The organism is Desulfovibrio sp., from assembly GCA_016208105.1.
In the GTDB taxonomy this organism is placed as follows: domain Bacteria; phylum Desulfobacterota; class Desulfovibrionia; order Desulfovibrionales; family Desulfovibrionaceae; genus Fundidesulfovibrio.
In genome coordinates, this window is sequence record JACQYS010000019.1 from 188,396 (window position 1) to 204,875 (window position 16,480).

16 protein-coding genes are annotated in these 16,480 nt (G+C 58.1%); 9 read left to right on the forward strand and 7 right to left on the reverse strand.

Features of this window, described 5'->3' with window-relative positions:
• Positions 1–271: 271 nt before the first annotated feature.
• Together HY795_10755 and HY795_10760 are read left to right on the forward strand one after the other, a co-directional pair.
• Entirely contained in the window at positions 272–1,504 is a 1,233-nt protein-coding gene (locus HY795_10755) for an HD-GYP domain-containing protein (GenBank protein ID MBI4805700.1), read from the forward strand.
• Between the two features lie 159 nt (positions 1,505–1,663).
• Positions 1,664–2,353, forward strand: coding sequence for a hypothetical protein (locus HY795_10760; protein ID MBI4805701.1), 690 nt, complete (start codon positions 1,664–1,666; stop codon positions 2,351–2,353).
• A 4-nt stretch (positions 2,354–2,357) separates the two neighbouring features.
• On the opposite strand, the gene HY795_10765 is transcribed toward HY795_10760, so the two are convergent.
• Complete coding sequence (locus tag HY795_10765; protein ID MBI4805702.1) at positions 2,358–3,581, reverse strand: ABC transporter permease; 1,224 nt, start codon at positions 3,579–3,581, stop codon at positions 2,358–2,360.
• Positions 3,582–3,896: 315 nt separating this feature from the next.
• Between HY795_10765 and HY795_10770 the strand changes: the two genes are divergently transcribed.
• Positions 3,897–4,517: a transporter substrate-binding domain-containing protein gene (locus tag HY795_10770; protein ID MBI4805703.1), complete on the forward strand. Its 621-nt coding sequence runs from the start codon at positions 3,897–3,899 to the stop codon at positions 4,515–4,517.
• Between the two features lie 71 nt (positions 4,518–4,588).
• Here HY795_10770 and HY795_10775 read toward each other — a convergent pair whose 3' ends face one another.
• Positions 4,589–6,205 carry a trehalose-binding protein gene (locus HY795_10775; protein ID MBI4805704.1) on the reverse strand — a complete coding sequence of 539 codons (1,617 nt, stop codon included), beginning with the start codon at positions 6,203–6,205 and terminating at the stop codon, positions 4,589–4,591.
• Positions 6,180–6,587, reverse strand: a complete 408-nt coding sequence (locus tag HY795_10780) for a LysR family transcriptional regulator (protein ID MBI4805705.1) — start codon at positions 6,585–6,587, stop codon at positions 6,180–6,182. Before HY795_10780 ends, HY795_10775 begins: the two co-directional genes overlap by 26 nt.
• Before the next feature lie 112 nt (positions 6,588–6,699).
• On the opposite strand from HY795_10780, the gene HY795_10785 reads away from it, so the two are divergent.
• From HY795_10785 to HY795_10800, 4 genes are all read left to right on the forward strand, one after another.
• On the forward strand, positions 6,700–8,073 hold the full coding sequence (locus tag HY795_10785) for an MATE family efflux transporter (protein ID MBI4805706.1): 1,374 nt from the start codon (positions 6,700–6,702) through the stop codon (positions 8,071–8,073).
• Positions 8,063–8,941 (forward strand): DUF2156 domain-containing protein, encoded by an 879-nt coding sequence (locus HY795_10790; GenBank protein ID MBI4805707.1) that lies wholly within the window; start codon positions 8,063–8,065, stop codon positions 8,939–8,941. The genes HY795_10785 and HY795_10790 overlap by 11 nt, the downstream gene beginning before the upstream one ends.
• Before the next feature lie 98 nt (positions 8,942–9,039).
• Positions 9,040–9,519, forward strand: a complete 480-nt coding sequence (locus tag HY795_10795) for a glycine zipper 2TM domain-containing protein (GenBank protein MBI4805708.1) — start codon at positions 9,040–9,042, stop codon at positions 9,517–9,519.
• A 108-nt stretch (positions 9,520–9,627) separates the two neighbouring features.
• Positions 9,628–10,563, forward strand: coding sequence for a hypothetical protein (locus tag HY795_10800; GenBank protein ID MBI4805709.1), 936 nt, complete (start codon positions 9,628–9,630; stop codon positions 10,561–10,563).
• 124 nt (positions 10,564–10,687) lie between these two features.
• Here the strand turns inward: HY795_10800 and HY795_10805 are convergent, their stop codons facing one another.
• Positions 10,688–10,873, reverse strand: a complete 186-nt coding sequence (locus HY795_10805) for a hypothetical protein (GenBank protein MBI4805710.1) — start codon at positions 10,871–10,873, stop codon at positions 10,688–10,690.
• Between the two features lie 144 nt (positions 10,874–11,017).
• On the opposite strand from HY795_10805, the gene HY795_10810 reads away from it, so the two are divergent.
• Complete coding sequence (locus HY795_10810; GenBank protein MBI4805711.1) at positions 11,018–11,662, forward strand: PilZ domain-containing protein; 645 nt, start codon at positions 11,018–11,020, stop codon at positions 11,660–11,662.
• A gap of 36 nt (positions 11,663–11,698) precedes the next feature.
• Here the strand turns inward: HY795_10810 and HY795_10815 are convergent, their stop codons facing one another.
• From HY795_10815 to HY795_10825, 3 genes are all read right to left on the reverse strand, one after another.
• A complete protein-coding gene (locus tag HY795_10815) occupies positions 11,699–11,914 on the reverse strand; it encodes a hypothetical protein (protein ID MBI4805712.1) in 216 nt (71 codons plus the stop codon).
• 167 nt (positions 11,915–12,081) lie between these two features.
• Positions 12,082–13,638 carry a sigma 54-interacting transcriptional regulator gene (locus tag HY795_10820; protein MBI4805713.1) on the reverse strand — a complete coding sequence of 519 codons (1,557 nt, stop codon included), beginning with the start codon at positions 13,636–13,638 and terminating at the stop codon, positions 12,082–12,084.
• Positions 13,639–13,839: 201 nt separating this feature from the next.
• A complete protein-coding gene (locus HY795_10825) occupies positions 13,840–15,663 on the reverse strand; it encodes a lysophospholipid acyltransferase family protein (protein MBI4805714.1) in 1,824 nt (607 codons plus the stop codon).
• Positions 15,664–15,830: 167 nt separating this feature from the next.
• Between HY795_10825 and HY795_10830 the strand changes: the two genes are divergently transcribed.
• A complete protein-coding gene (locus HY795_10830) occupies positions 15,831–16,445 on the forward strand; it encodes a MerR family transcriptional regulator (protein ID MBI4805715.1) in 615 nt (204 codons plus the stop codon).
• The last annotated feature ends 35 nt before the right edge of the window (positions 16,446–16,480 follow it).

The following is a 16,480-nucleotide window of genomic DNA, read 5'->3' on the forward strand; positions in this document are numbered from 1 at the left end:
GGTCCCTCGCCTACTGCATTTCCGATTGTCACCCATGTGATACTCCATTGAGAATACTGTACCGCAAGACAGCCATCGTAGACAGTGAGAACGCATCTTCCCCAATGGCGCTTGCTTGCTTTTGGCATGGGGAGATGTATAGTGAAGGCTCACTGTATGCGGTGAGGATGGAGTCGGATATTTTAAGCGATAGCCGCTGCCGACCGTTCTGCAACCCGACTCCCAAACGACGTTTGACGCTTTCGTCCGCACCCCAAAACTGTTGACGTTTATGCTTAAAAAAGTCCGTATTTTCGACATGCAGGTTGGCATGTACGTGGTGGACACGGGCCTTTCCTGGCTGGACCACCCCTATCTCTACTGCACTGAGGGCCCAATAGAGTCCGAAGAACAAATCAAGGCCATCCGCGCCGACGGCTATGCTGAAGCTTTCATAGAGACTGACAAAGACAGCCTGCATCGCAACACCCAGCGCGTGTACGACAAGGATGATGTGGAACGGGCGTTGTCAAACGCGCTGCGCGACGGCTTCAACCTGTGCAAGAACAACAAAAATACTGCTTTGGCCGACGAATTCCCCGTTGCGGTGGAGATTCATGCCAAGGCCATGGCATCCCTGGCTACGGTCATGCGGGAGGTGTCCGAAGGCAAAAAGCTGGATGTTTCGGCCTGCCTGGAATCCTCAGAGGAAATCGCCGCAAGCGTTTCCCGTAACCGGGACGCCCTCATTGGGCTGTCAATCCTGCACGACCCAGGCACCTACCTCATTCGGCACGGTGCCAGTGTCTCAATCCTGGCCTCGTCCTTTGGAAACTACCTGGGCTTAAGCCGCCCGCAAGTGGTCGAACTGGCCATCGCTGGTCTCCTGCATGATTTGGGCAAGGCGAAACTCCCCACCGAACTGCTGGAAAAACCCGGCAAGCTGACCCAGGAGGAGCATCAGGAAATGACCCTCCACCCGGCCCACGGCGCCGCTTTGCTCAGCACAGTCATGCCAGACGCCGGCAATATTCACCGCGCCGTGGCCGAACACCACGAGCGTCAGGACGGCTCGGGCTATCCCCGAGGCCTCAGGGGGAGCGAACAGAGTCTATACGGCCGCATCCTGGCCATTGCCGACGTGTTCGGCGCCATCACGCAGGCAAGGCCCTACCGGGGACGGCTCCTCCCGGACAAGGCCATGAGCACCATCTATTCCCAGCGCAAGAAAGACTTCGACCCCGGCTTGTTGGAGCGATTCATCAAATGCCTTGGCGTGTATCCGGCCGGGAGCCTGGTTCGTCTGACATCAGGCGAATGCGCCGTGGTCAGCCAGTCCAATCCGGCAACCCCATTGCGCCCGAAAGTGGGCATCATCTTTGATCAAGAAATGACTCCCATCCATCCGGTGCAGATGGACCTCTCCGGCCGGGAAGGCCCCGCCCCGGCCAAGTCCATGGACGTACAGGAGATAGTCGACCACAGGCTTCACTCCATTCGGATGCAGGATTTTTTCCTGCTCTAAGCCCACGGCAATTTTCACATTGCAACCACGCGATGCGGCATTATTGTAATTCTTGCACGGCGTCTTGAGGGTTGGCCGAGTTCAGGTTGCTTTAACTGGACCCTCCACCATACATACTCATCGACCCCGTTTGCCCGATTTTTTGAGGAGGAGAGAGTCGTGCCTGCGCCACTGCCCGCCACCCCCGAAGAACAGAAACAAATGGTGGACGCTCTTCTGGCGTGCTTTTCCTGGCCCGTGGAAGAAGAGTACATGCGCGACAGCTTTGAAGTGGTAACCGACCATTTCCGCAAAAAGCACACCGTTCTCTGGCCCAGGCAGTCCTCCCATCTCGAGCCGTCCTTCGGTCGCTACCTCCACGAAATGGGCCACGCCCTTCTGGCCGAACAGATCCACCCGCAGTTCTCCCGCCCGTATTTTACTAAAGGCGTCGACCCTACCTTAAAAAACACCTACCTCCCGCTTTTCGACGCCTCCCTGGACTGGTTCGTCCAGGCCCGGCTAATGGAACTCACTCCCGGCCCGCAAGGGGACGACATCGATGCCCGTTTCAAGCAGACAGCGCACATGCTGCGCCAGGGAGGCGCTTTACCGAGCGTGGAATTCGTGGTGGATTCGGGAATGGCCCTGGCGTCCTTCAGGAAGTATCGCGGGCTCGAGATAGAAGTGCAGGGGAAGCTGGCGGACGTGGTGGAGGCTTTTTTTCGAACCGCACCCGAAAAGCCCACTCTCTTCGGGCTGCACGGCCTGGTGCGCAGGTTAATGGCCATTTTCGAGATGCACTCGGCCAATCTGGCCTGCGAACTCGGTTTCGAGCGCTGGCGTATCGATCCGGTGAAGCGGGGTTAGCTCCTCATTCCTTGCTGCGCAGCACCTGGAGGACCTCCACGTTGGCCGCCTGCCAGGCCGGATAAGCCCCGGCCACAAAACCCAGCAAGGCGGAACCGGCCAAGGCCTGGAGGATGAGCCAACCATCGTAGACATAGGGGAAATTCCCCACCGCGTAGACAATGGTGAGAAGCCCCAATGCGGCAAGAACGCCCGCTCCGCCTCCTGCCGCGCTCATCATGCCTGATTCCAGCAGGAACTGGCGTATGATGTCGCGCTTTTTTGCCCCCATGGCCCGCCGCACCCCTATCTCCAGCCTCCTGGCGCGCACCAAAAGGATCATGATGGACAATATCCCCAGGCCCCCCACAGCAAACGATAGCGTGGAGCTGATAAGCCCCAGCACGTCCACCAGGTCCAGCGCCTGCTGCTTGAGCTGCATGGTGTCTTCGGCAGTGAGCACCGAGAAATCGTCCCGCTTGCCTCCCACGATGTTGTGGCGGGCGCGCATGAGCGCGGTCGCGGCCTGCTTCACCCTGGCGAAGTCGGTGTTGTCGGCCATTTGAACGAACACCCCCGTCACCCAGGTCTGGTTGGCCATCCGCCGCATATAGGTGGAGAGCGGCACGAAGACCTGTTCGTCCTGATCTGTGCCTGAAATATCCGACCCCTTCTCCTCCATCACGCCAACCACCATCAGCCCGGCCCTGTAAACATAGACTACCTGACCCACGGCTTTTTTCGGATCCCCGAAAAGCCGCTGGGCAATTTTAAGTCCCAGAACCACGACCTTGGCCCTCTCGCGTTCCTCCTCCCAGGTGAAGAACCGGCCGATATCGGGCTGAAAGTTCCGGACTCCCGTGTAGTCGGGCCAGCAGGCCACCATCTGGCACTGGACCTTGGTGTTGCCGCGCCGCACGGGCATGGTCCGCAGAACGACCGGCACCGCCTTGACCACCCCGGGCAGAGAGCGGATCACGGCCTGGGCATCCTCGAGTTGGAAGGTGTTGGCGCCGCCGGCGGACCGGGCTTCGCCGCCGCGGCTGAATCGGACCTGCCCGGCCAGCACCGCGAACAGGTTGGGACCAAGTTTTTCCACCTCGATCTCGGCCTGGCGCACCATGGCCTTTGAGACGTGCCGAACGCCAGTCAGGGCCAAGGCGCCGAGAAACACCCCGAGCATGGCCAGCACGGTACGCAGTTTGTGGGTGGCGAGTGCCTGAAGGGCAATCTTGAGACTTAAGAACACCGGGAGTGCATACCTCTTCGCCACGCAAGGAGCAATCCGTCCGCAACAAGTGGCCTGGAACTGGACCCGCGTGAGAATTGCTAGGCATTGTCAGCGAAGGGATTTATGTGGCATCAAATCCATATGAACTCATTTCACAGCAGGCGCAGCTGAGGACCACACGACCTTGGGACACTCCTTACAAGTATGTTCATGAAAGGAAACTCCACACCTTTCGCTTCCATGCTGCTGGCAGTCGTGCTGAGCCTCTTTATTGCGTTTGCGTTCCCTGGCACAGCCTACTCCCAGCCAAGCCTCAGGATCGGAAAGAATTCCATGCCCCCACTGAGTATGGAAGATGACACCGGGCTTCTTGACCGCATGCTTCTAGAAGTGTTCCGCCGAGTCAACCGGCGTGTCGAGTTCGTCATTCTTCCGAGCGAAAGGGCGCTCTCGGAAGCCAACGCGGGTCTCTTGGATGGCGACCACGGCCGGGTCGCTGGTTTGGAAAAAAACTATCCCAATCTTCTCCGGGTTCCTGAAGCCAACATGGAGTGGGAGTTCGTGGCATTCGCCGTCAAGCCTGGGATTGTCTTAAAGGGCTGGGAGAGCCTTCGCTCCTACCATGTGGGATACATCGTGGGATGGAAGATTCTTGAAGAGAACGTCAAGGCCGCCAGTCTGACGAAAGTAACCACTCCCCAGCAACTCTTCGCCTTGCTGAAAAATGGCCGCGTCGACCTCGTCATTTTCGAACGCAACGGAGGCGGCTATCAGTCACGCGAACAAAGCATCTCAGGGGCATATGCCGTGGAACCTCCCCTTACGCGCCAAGACATGTTTCTCTACCTCAACAAGAAACACGCGGATCTAGTACCCGCCTTGGCCCAGGCCATACGGGACATGAAAACCGACGGCACGTACGACGCGTTCTTTCCCCGCTCCGGCCCGCAGTAGCCCTCTTGGATCTGCGCCGGACTTGCGCGTGCAAGTCCGGCTTTCATTCTCGTGAGTGAACCACTCTTCGTTTACTTCCCAAACGGGCAATGCGGGAAGGTGCAACGGGCGCAGTTCATGCAGAACCCTCCATGCCCCATCCGGGCCAAGTCCGCCCGGGTGATGGGAATACCCGCCAGCACCCTTGGCAGCAGAAGGTCCAGGCTCGTCACCTCGTGGAAGAGCGCGCAGGCCGGGACGCCCATGACCGGAACAGTCCCGATGCGGCCCACAAGGGTCATGTTGCCGGGCAGGACCGGCATTCCGAATATGGCGTCCTGAAGTCCCGCGTCCAGAAGCCCCTGCATGGTCACATCCCCAGGGTCCACGCTCATGCCGGCGGTTGTCAGGATCAGCCCGCACCCGGCATCGGCGAGTTCCTTCACACCAGCGGCGATGGCTGCGGCATCGTCCGGAGCGAAACGGGTTTCGGTCAACTCCGAGCCCAGGGAAGCCAACTTCTTGGCCAGCACAGGAGCGAACTTGTCCTCGATGAGACCTGTGAACACCTCGGTGCCGGTGATGAGCGCACCGGCCTTCACAGCGCGTAGAGGAAGGACATCCACCAACGGGGCAGTTCCAGCCAGGCGCAGGGCGGTATTGAAAACGTCACTGGAGAGAAAAAGCGGAATGGCCCGCACTCCCCCCACGGCCTCTCCTTGGCGCACCAGCGTGGCATGGTGGCGAACGGAGAGGGCCACGTCAGCCAAGGCGTTGAGCGCGGCCAGACGGTCCACATCCACCGTGAAAAGTCCGTCCCGGGCTGCCAGGAGGGTGATCTTTCCCTCACGAGGCGGCCCCGCCTTCTTAAGTCCGCCCGAAGCGCACAGCAGATCCGCCAGAGCCACGGCGGCATCGTCTTCATGAACGAACCCATCGCCCGGCCCTTCATCGTCTCCTGCCACATACACATGCATGCGCCCCATCTTCTGAAGCCGGCAGAGGTCTCCCACCCCGAAGGTCTGGCCGCGCGTGAAGGCGGCACCCTTGGATTTTCCAGGATCGACCTGGGTCATGTCATGCAAGGCCTTGCGCCCCACGGCCTCTTCCACGGGAACGGACCGAAGCTGCGGACGGGCCGTAGCGCGAATGAAGGGGGTGTCTCCCTTGCAGGCAAGGCACACGCACCCGTGCTTGGCAGGATAGGCCTCGCCGCAGGTCGGGCATATGGCGATGGGTCCTTTGGAATTCTTGCCCAGATAGGCTGGAGCCACCTGGACTTCGCTTATCGTCAGAATGGATTCGCCGGCCTCGAAAATCTCCTCTCGAAGCCTGTCGGAGTCCTGCTCGTTCTTTGGAGTGCGTTTCAGGAACCAGCCCGCGATCTCCGGGAAAGGACCAAACTTGGCCGGGTCCAGAATGGTCCGCACTCCCTGGCCGGTGTATTTATCATAGAGCGTTAGCGCATAGCGCCCGAGATCCTTGATACGCAGCCACCCGTTGCCTACCGTACAAGGCGTAAACAGTTGTACGGCGTCAGGCAAGCAGGCACCCGTTTCGCATAAGGCCTCGAAAAGCGTGCCCTCTGGCAGCCTTTGCCTGCACGCGTCCACCATGAAACCGCCCACTATGAGTCCGGGAGCGGCGTAGTTGTGAAACGCGATTATCCGCTCAAGATATTCCTCACGCGTCAGACCGCAGACCATCATTTCCATCAGCATGCATGCCCCCCGGCGCATCGAATGGTTTCACCGGCCAGGGGAATGCCGCCCCGGCCTTTTTCAGGGCGTATGACTCCACATCGGCGTGCCAATCCCGAAACGATTGAGCCAACCGCTCGCCAAGCGGGGTGAGCACAAACCCTCGATGCCCCCTGGATTTTTCCACCAGCGCTTCGCCAGCCATTGCCTCACTGGCCTTCAACCTTCCCCAGGCAGCCCGGTAGGACATGTTCATGGCCTTGGCCGCCTGGTTCAAGGAGCCTGACTCCTGGATCCGCAGTAACAGTTCCGCCCGCCCGAGCCCCATGAGCATGCCGCCAGGAGTTTCGAGCCACAGGTGGATGCGTAGCGTGGGACTGACTGTTTCCATTTCTCCCTCTCTATGCCATTTCTAACATATCTGTGCTTAGACTAACATAAATGTAGCCTCTTGCACAATCCCCGTTGACCCGGAGCACGGCCTTACGTACCCCTGGACCGCCATGAACCTCGACATGTCGAGCCCCTACCGTTCCATCTGGCGCCTGACCTGGCCGCAGATACTTATGATGGTCTTCCAGTTCCTCATCGGGGTGGCGGACGTGTACGTCTGCGGCCGCATCGGCCGCGAGGCCCAGGCCGCAATGGGGCTGGTGAGCCAGGCTCTCTTTTTTTTCCTGACAGTGGCCATTGCTGTGGCCAACGGGTCGGTGGCCGCGCTCAGCCAGTCGCTTGGTGCTGGCAAGACGCTCCGGGCAACGCGCTTCGGGGGCCTATGCCTGCTCTCCGGAGTGGTCCTGTCCGGCGTAATCCTTGTGGGCGGCCTTTTGTCCAGGGACGTATTTCTAACGCTCCTAAACGTGCCGGCGGATGTTTACGGACCAGCCAGAGACATTCTCAATCTTTTTTTGTGGCTTTTGCCCATCAACTATCTGTTCCTCATCACCAATGCGGTGCTGCGCTCCCACAAGCTGGTGATGGCCCCCCTCTACGCTTTGGCGTTCTCTTGCGCCTTGAACGCCTGGCTTGATTTCGGGCTCGGGCTTGGCTGGTGGGGGATGCCAAACCTCGGTTACATGGGGGTGGCTTGGTCCACGTTCTGGGCCATGACCGGCGGGCTCCTCTTGAACCTGGCGCTACTGGCCAGGGCCCGGCTGATCACGCGAGCCATGATCCCTGCCTGGCGATGGGCCAGGGTGGCCTGGCGATACATCTTCAGGGTGGCCTGGCCTTCGGGCTTCATGCAGGTGGTCTGGCACACGGGATACCTGGTGCTCCTGGCCATCACGGGGGGCCTTCCCGCAGGAGGCGTGGAGGCTTTGGCCGGCTTCGCCGGGGGTTCTAGGATCGAATCGGTCATTTTTCTCCCCGCATTCGCTTTCAACCTGACTGCTTCGATCCTGGTGGGACATGCTCTCGGCATGGGCGACGCGGCCGAGGCCAAACGCATGGGATACCGGGTTTGGGGCCTGGGCATGGTCAGCATGAGCATCATGTCCGTGTGCCTCTGGCCTTTTCTGCCAGAGCTCTCATGGTCATTCACGTCCGACCCCGCCGTTGCTGCCCAGTCCGAGAGCTACCTTCGCTACAACCTGCTGGCAGTGCCCTTCACGTGCACCAGCATGATCCTGGCGGGAGCTTTGACCGGGGCCGGGGCCACGGTATACAATTTGATCGTCTTCGGGGTGTCCATATGGGGGGTGCGTTTGCCCGTGGCCTGGTGGCTCGGCTGGAAGGTCTGGGGCACAGCCGACGGAGTGTGGCTTTCCATGCTGGTTTCCCAGATGTTTCAGGCAACGGTCCTGCTTGGGGTGTATCAACTCAAGAACTGGGCCCGTTTTTCCATGATACGAATCAGGACTGAACGTGAACAATAGAGCTTACATTCCTCTCTCCCTGGATGGCAGGGACGAATACCTGGTCCGGCTGGCCGCCTGCCCGCAGAAGGTATCGGATTATTCCTTCGCCAACCTCTGGGGATGGTGCGAGGAATACGGCCTGGAGTGGTCATTCGGGGATTCCCATGTCTGGCTGCGTCAGACGAAACCCTCGGTAGTCTACTGGGCTCCGGTAGGACCTTGGGAAACCGTGGATTGGAGCCGCTGCCCGACACTGGCCAAGGGCGGTGACTTCATCCGCGTCCCTGAACGTCTGACCGAGATCTGGGAGGCGGCATTGCCAGGGCGCGTTATGGCCAAAGAAGCCAGGGAGCACTGGGATTACGTCTATTCCGTACAGGAATTGGTGAAGCTCTCAGGCAACCGGTTCCACAAGAAAAAGAACCTGTTGGCCCAGTTTTCCCGGGGGTACGACTTTGAGTATCATCCCCTCACCGCGGACTGCATCGAGGAAGTACTCCAGATGCAGCTCGAATGGTGCCAATGGCGCGAAGCTGAATGCGACGCCACCCTCAAGGCGGAGAACCGGGCTATCGCCCGCGTGGTAAAGGACTGGGACCGCCTCACCAACCTGCTGGGTGGGGCAATCCGGGTGGATGGCCGGATGATTGCGTACACCGTGGCCGAAGCCCTGGATGACTCCATGCTAGTCATACACTTCGAGAAGGGCCACACCGGCTTCAAGGGGGTCTACCAGGCAATCAACCAGATGTTTCTGGAGACCCAGGGACAGGGGTTCGAATACGTCAACCGTGAGCAGGACCTCGGCGACGAAGGTCTGCGCAAGGCGAAAACAAGTTATAATCCGACGCTTTTTTTAAAGAAAAACGCGGTACAAATAGCATAACTGGGAACGCAGCTATTATAATAGATGAACTATCTTTTAGTAGCCAGCTGCCTAACCTCGCGTTATACGCCCCCCAATCTCACTCGAGGAGGACGGTCGTGAAACACATGGCCAGATTGATACTTCTAGTTTTTTGCCTGCAATTGCTCGCGGCCTGCGCTGATGACGGAACCATCCGCAAGCGTGATGTGGGAATGGTTGTTGGAGGTGCCGGCGGAGCCGTAGCCGGACAGGCCATCGGAGGCAACGATCCAGCGGGCCGGGTCATGGGAACGATCCTGGGTGTAATCGTGGGAGCGGCCGTCGGCGGTTACATAGGCAGCCTCTGGGATGACTACGACCGCAAGCAGGCGGCCTATACCCTGGAAAACGCCCGGGACAACAGGCCTGTTTCCTGGCGCAACCCCAACACCAACAGCGAAAACACCATGACCCCCGTTCGCACCTACTATGAACCCGCTGGCACACCCTGCCGCGAGTTCACCCAAACCATCTACATCGACGGGAAAAAGGAAGTTGGGCGGGGCACCGCTTGTCGCCAGCCGGACGGAACCTGGCGCATCACCAACATGCAGTAATCTTCAGCGCTCGCCGCATGCACGGAGTATGTGGCGAGCGCTCCCACTCCCCCTTGTTTTCGGAGCCGACTGACGGTATTATTTTAAAAATTTCCCAGGGCGGCACACATGAGTCGTACGCTGTCGCGCTTGCTCACTTTCCTGGGTATCCGCCAGGAACCAATCGGCCCTTCGGTCACTCGGTCCCTCGAACTGGCCGCTTCCCAACAGGCGCTTTTCCAACTGGAAATTCAGCATGGCAAGACCCAGTGCCACCACTATTTGAATTTCTCAAAGCTCACACAGGACGGATTGGAACTGATACCCTCAGACCTGTCCTTTTCTGTGCCACAAAATTGGCTGAACAAGACCTTTCTCTTCAAATACCTCGTCGAAACTGACCAGACCAAGCCTCCTCTGCTTCATAAATTTCAGAGCGCCATTCTTGGAGTTTCCAAGAATCAACGCATCACCATTGCCCTGCCGCACGACATTATCGTCCTTGAGCAGCGCAGGAATGTCCGCATTCGACTCCACCGCAGACACATGCCCCATATGGCCATTTGGGGGGTTCACAAGAATTTCGGAGAAACCAAAGGGCTCACCCTCAAGCACCACCTCATACTGGACCTTTCCCCTGCCATCGAGGAAACCGCGCAAACGCTTAAAAACATTTCCGCCGGCGGTATGCGCTTGAGCATATGCCCGGAGGTGCTTTCAAAAAACAAGGAGCGGTTTGAAGAGGGCCGTAAACTTATTGTGCAACTTGTTTTCTCAGGCTCACCCTCCCCAAATGCTAAACACCTGCTGCTTTCCAAAATCTGCAACGTTCGCATTAAACCAGGCGAGAGACCTGAGTTTGGAATTCAATTCCTGGCATCGAGGGTCCACACGCCGCACGCCCATTGGCAGGAATTGGGAAATGACGGCTGTGAACGCCTTGCCCGCGTAGTCCACTCTCTCCAAATGCAATACTACGCTGAAATCAAACAACGTCTTGCAATACAGGAAGGAACAATTTCTGTCGCTCTGCGGCAGGGGCTTCGTCCAAGAGGAAGAACGTAATGGATCCCACCCCTAGGCATAAAATATTACACCCGTATTCTTAGCACCTTGTAACGATTCTTCAAATTGACTCAAGCGGGTGCTTGACATGCATATCTCCGAGTCGTAGTTTTTAAGAACAATTTCACGTTCCGATATTCTCCGGGCGGCACATATGCGTAGTTCGATGTCGCGCTTTTTCAGGAATTTCGGTCTGCACTTTGCAAACCCAAGTACCTCCGTCACTCCAGCGCTTGAAATAGCGCTTGAGCAACGGGCTCTTTTCCAATTGGAAGTCCCCCTGGAAAAGGATCGCAACCTTTTCCAGCATCTAAACATCCAGGCTCTTGCATCCGAAGAAGTCATCCTCATGTCTCCGAGTCCTTTCTTCACGGCTCCGGAGAACTGGGAGGGCAAGACCTTTCGGTTCAGATTCCTCACTCGGCCCCATCCGTCAGAGCCGCCACAACTGCACATGTTCAAGGGGAAAATCACCCGCGTGGGCAAAGATGCCCAAACCATCAGCGTAACACTTCCCAAGGACATCCTGATCATTGAGCAGAGGCGGAACGTCCGGATAAAACCCGTCCGCAAACACCTTCCGCAGATGGTCATCTGGGGTGTTCACAAGGACCATGACGCCACCGACGGTGTGAGGCTGAACCACAGGGTCATCTTGGAATTGAATTCCAACGACGATGAAACCGCCAAATCCGTGAAGAACATCTCAGCAGGAGGGATACGCCTGACTGTCCCCTCGCAGATTCTGTCGCGCAACAAAGAATGGCTGGGCGAGGGGCGCAAGCTCATTGTGCAGCTTGTCTTCCAATCGTCTGACCGGGCAAAAGCTTCGCGACACATGTATGTGGCTAAAATAGTCAATGCTCGCACCGAAGGGACCACCCGGCCGGAATTTGGCATTCAGTTCCTGGCCTCCAGGGTGAGTGATCCAAATCCGAGGTGGAAAAAACTCGAGGAATCCGGGTGTGAAGACCTGGCGCGGCTCATCCAGGCCATGCAGGTGCAGTATCACACCGAAGCGAAGCAGATTCCCACCCCCAGGGGAGGGGGGCTTTCGACAAAAACTCCAGTCCCGCCTCGGCAACGCGGCAACGCATAAGCTGAGGCAGACCGGAAGCCTCCTTTTAGACCGGGGTTATTTTTTAACTGGCCCTTCTTGTCCTGTCAGGTGGTTCATTGCGTACCCTCCCTGGTAGACAACGCCTGTCGAGGTATCCAACACAAACTCCAGATCACCGTCCCGGAAGTAGGCATACCTTCCGACGCTGCGCCCTTCCAGGTACGCCCACAAAAAGAGGGCCAGCAAGACAAGTATCGCTCCCTTGAAATACACATCGAATTTGCTGTTCATGATGTCCTCCCAGGCGTGGGATGAACTTGTCCGGGCATGCGGTCAAGAGCCGTCCCCTGCTTGCTGTTGCCCACCAGCTCCATCCTTGCCCGGAATACATCAACTTTGTGCAATAAAGAATTCGAGCAGAGCCCTCATCGTCAACTCTCTCGCCTACCCCGGCATGGCTATTCCATTCCCAGGGAGGGCTCCCGGCCCTTCTTCTCGTCGATCATGCGTTCAAGCCCGAATTTCTTGATGCGATACCCCATCTGACGAAGCGTCAAGCCAAGCTCCCTGGCTGCCCGGGACTGGATCCAGCCGTGCCGTTCAAGGGCCGCTACCACCTCGCGTTTTTCCATGTCCTTCAAGCTGCCAAGGCCCTCCTGGTGGACAGGAACCACGGGTTTTCCTGTCGTGAAAAAATAAGGAGGGATATCCCCCAGATCGATGCGCTCGTCCTCCACCATGATGGAAAGCCTCTCCACCAGGTTCTCCATTTCGCGAACGTTCCCCGGCCAATCGTACCTGACCAGGGCATCCAATGCGCGGGGTGAAAAGGAGAGCCTGCGCCCATATTCGCGGGAGAGCTTGTCCAGAAAATGGTTGAGCAGAGCCGGAATGTCTTCCCTGCGTTCTCTAAGCGACGGCACGAGCACGGGAAAGACGTTCAGGCGGTAGAAGAGGTCCTCCCGGAACTCGCCCAGGGTTACTGCCTCGGCCAGATCGCGGTTGGTGGCCGCAATGATGCGCACGTCCACCTTCCGGGTTTTGGAGCCACCCAGACGTTCAAATTCGCGTTCCTGCAGGAACCGCAGCAGTTTGGACTGGATGCCAGGGGAAAGCTCCCCAATTTCATCCAAGAAGATTGTTCCCTTATCAGCCTCCTCGAACCGGCCGGGCTTGGGAGCCGCCGCTCCGGTGAAGGCCCCCTTTTCGTAGCCGAAAAGCTCCGACTCCAGCAGATTCTCTGGAATGGCCGCGCAGTTGACCTTGATGAAGGAGTACTTGGCCCGGTCCGACAGTTCGTGGATCATGCGCGCGGTAAGCGTCTTGCCGGTGCCGGATTCGCCGAGCAAGAGCACCGTTGCCCTGGTAGGCGCCACCTTTTCAATCATCTGGTGCACGCGGGTCATGGGCTGGCTCTGACCGACGATGAAGAACCTCTGGTAGGTCTTGGAAAGTTTGACGCGAAGCGACAGATTCTCCCGCCTGAGGTGCTCTTCTCTGGCTCGCACCTGCTTGCCCAGTTGCACGAACTGGCTGATGAGCGCGGTGACTATCGAGAGGAAGCGCACATCCTCCTCGTAGGACACATCCTCCCCGAACAGACGGTCCACGGTAAGCACGCCCACGGTTTGACCCTTGAGCGAGATGGGAACGCCCAGAAATGCGATGCGTCCACGCTCAAGACGCCTGGCCCCGGTACGATCCAGAAACAGCGGCTCCTTGGAGATGTCCGGCACCACAAAGGGTTTCCCTGTCTGGAAGATGCGCCCGGTAACGCCCTCGTCGAGTTTGTAGACTCCCCGCTTCTTCTCCTCGGCCGTGAGCCCGTGGGAAGCGCGGATGGAGAGCAGGTTCGTCTCCTCGTCCAGGAGCGTGAGCGTGGCCCGCTTCATCTCCAAGGTGTCCGAGAGTATGCGCAGAATATCTCCCAAAGTCTGGTCCAGATCCAGGGCCTGACCGATTATTTGCGAGATCTCGTAAAGGACCTTCAATTCAAGCTGGCTGACAGTGTTCATGACTTTCCCGGGCGAGTATTTGCGGGCCACGTTCATTATCGCAGCCTTTTTGCCCGAGGAAAGAGTAACTACAAAATTGTTAACTGGCAATCACGAAATAGCTGAAAGCTTCATTTTTCGAGATTTGACGCCGTAAAGCACATGCCAATGCCAGTCTTTAGAAGCGCTTTGCGACTCAAAAAAATTTTACGAAAACGTTAATCACGCGCTATGTCTGTATCCTCCCTGGTGATATTCCAGGAAGGCTTCCGCGCCCTCCTTGCCCAAATAGCGCTCAAGCTGTCGGCGCTCCGTATTGAGCAAGTCCACCACTATGAGTCCGTCCAGGGCGTCGCTGAACTCCCGGTCAACGTTGAAAGCCAGGAGCTTTCCGCCGAGCTTCAGGTATTGGCGCAACAGGACGGGAATGCCTTTTTGATCGCCCTCCACGGCTCTCACCAGCTCCGACAGCTGTTCCACGTCGGACACCAAGGCTTTGGCTGCCCTTTTCAGCCAGGAGGAACCCTTCAACGGAGACCGTGGCTTCACCAGTTTTGCAAGCTGAGGCATTTCCCTTTTGGACTCGAAGTACCCGGCGATCAGTTGCCTTGAAGCGGCCTGGTACTCATTGGTGATGCTTACAGGGCCGAAAAGTTTGCGGTATTTGGGCTCGCGGGCAACCAGCGTACCAATGCCCTTCCAGAGCAGGAGCAGGGCATTGTAACTTTTCTGATACTCAGGACACACGAAGGAACGGCCCATCTCAAGAGCAGGGCCGAGTTCGAGCATGAAGCCCGTTTTGAGCTTGAACAAAGTGGAGACATAAAGCCCTTTCCCGCCATTTCCACTGAGAATCTCATCCGTTCTTCCCAAACGATAAGCACCCGCCACTTCCAGCTTTTTGTTGTTCCAAATGAACACGTGGCTGTAGTGCTTGTCGAAGGCGTCCAGATCGCAAGATTTGCCCGTTCCCTCTCCCACCTTCCGGAAAGTGAGCTCTCTTAATCGACCTATCTCCCTGAGCACCAAGGGGATAGAGCTGGCTTTGGCCTCGTACACCGAAAACTCGCCGCTGGTGAGCAGAAGGCCGCGCTCAGGAAGCCTGCCAACTTCGTTGGCCATGAGTCCCGGATCCACTGGAGCTATCAGGGCCTCCTGGCGGCTGATGGTACGGAGGGGGAAGCGGCTGAATGTGATCTTGGGCTTCGCGGCTGCTTTGCCCATGATTTCCGTGCGAAGGCGCAAATAGTCGGCAGCCTGCTTGTCGCCCATTTCTTCAAGTTGAGAGGGGGGGATTGGGGCCCCGATACGGACCTCTACGGTCTTGTGGGCTTTGTTCACGAACTCGCGCCCAAGCAGCATGGTGCGAAGCCTCGGGTGCACCAAACCGGCCAGATGAAACATGGGGCCATTGGCTCCGGAAAAATGCACGGGGACCACCGTGGCCCCGCAGGCCCTTATGATGCGTGCGATGGAAGGGCTCCAGACGGGTTCCGCCACTCGGCCCTCGCGCATGGTGAAATGAGCGACTTCTCCGGCCGGGAACACCCCGAGGCAGGCCCCATCGCGCAGCCAGGCGATGCTCTCTCGCAGCGGGGCGATGTTTCGGCCCAGAGCTTTTTCAGTGCCGAACGGATCCACCAGGATGAACATGTCCCGAAGCTCCCGGATGTGCCCGAGCAGGTAGTTGGCCATTATCTTCACGTCCGGGCGTGCCTGGTGGAGCATCTCGGCCAGCAAAAGCCCCTCCATCCCTCCGAAGGGATGATTGGCCACAACCACCAGTGGCCCTTGCTTGGGTATGCGCTCAATATCCTCAGGGGTTACGGTGCAGGTAAACCCAAAAGCCCGAATGACTTCGCGCAAGTAGTCCCGCCCTGTGGCACCTGCGGGGATGTTTCTGGAAAGCCGCGAGATCATGTCCAACGCCAAGACCCTGCCGAGAGGCTTCCCCACGGCTCTGAGCACCGTTCTGGCCAGAGGGTTCTTGACTTTGGATTCCAGTGTGAAAAGGTCGATTGTTTTCGGTTCTGTCACTTGGTTCATGGAGGCCTCCGGTGGTTGTGGAGAACTTTCCTTGCCGTCTAGCCGCTCCATGTTGCGAGTAGATGAAGGTTGCGTGAAGGTTGATTCCTGGAGGATTTTGCAGGCAGCGAAGTTGACTCTCCCTCCCGGGCGCACTACTCACGAACAAACACCCCAAGGAAGAGTCCGTGTCACACGCCAAGCTTTATTCCATCTCCGCCATTGCCAAGCTCCTGGACTTGCCCGAGTCCACCCTGCACTATTGGAAGAACCGCTTCGACCAGCTCCTCCCCAGTGTGGGTCAAGGCCGGCACAGACGGTTTCGAGCCGAAGCGGTGGACATCTTCCGGTCCATTGGCAACCTCCTGGGGTCAGGACTGTCCGTTGCCGATGCCAAGGCCGAGCTCTCCAAAACCCTGCCGGTGAACATCACCCCCGACGAAACCGCCGTGGTTACTCCCGTGCAGTTCCGAGGGATGGGCCAAGTTGATCAGGGCTGCGGCGAGGAGCTTGCCATGCGTATCGGCACGGCAATGGCCGAGGCTATCGGAGAGAAGCTTCAAGGGCTTCTCACACAGGCTGGTGGGCAGCCGGGACAGATGGCACTGCCGGACGAAACGGTGGACGCCCTCAAGGCTGAGTTAGCACGTGCCCGCTCCGAAATCGAGGAACTCAGGCTGTCCAAGGATGAAATGCAGGGCAAGCTCACAGTACTCGAGGCTGAGTTGATCCGGCTGCGCAAGGACGGACGTGAGATGGAAAAACACTTGTTGGGGAAGATAAAGGCCGCCCAGCAGGCATAGCGCCCACAAATGAACGCCCTCAGTGACCAGAGGGC